This window comes from Thermococcus sp. CX2, from assembly GCF_012027555.1.
Taxonomy (GTDB): Archaea; Methanobacteriota_B; Thermococci; order Thermococcales; family Thermococcaceae; genus Thermococcus.
On the sequence record NZ_SNUQ01000015.1, the window covers coordinates 1 to 381 of the forward strand.

Annotated in this window: 1 pseudogene; it reads right to left on the bottom strand. The window is 32.8% G+C overall.

The window, feature by feature from the left end:
• Positions 1–381, bottom strand: a pseudogene (locus tag E3E23_RS09925) (restriction endonuclease); the annotation flags it as partial.

A 381-nucleotide genomic window follows, 5' to 3' on the forward strand; every position in this document is an offset into this window, starting at 1 on the left:
AAGAACTCCTCCACGATTTTCTTCACAACATCTTCTTTCAAATATTTATCGACTTCTGTTAGTAGTTTCCCATCTTTACCAAGAGAGAGTTTTAGTAAAAGTCTGTCATTTTCGAGTTCTATCTTATAGCTATCTTTTAATTCTTCTATTTTCTTTATTCGCCAGTCAGGATATTTTTTCGAGATTATTCTTTCAGCTTTTTCAGGAGTAATTTCCACAAAGTAATCCATTATATCTCCTGTCTTTCCATCGACCTTTACCAAAACTTTTCCATCTTCACTTTTAAGGAGTAGTTCTAGGTTCTTATGATCGCGAACCTTGAAATCACTAAGTTCTAGGTCTTTTATATCAAAATTGGCTTCAATAAGATCTTTCGCTATT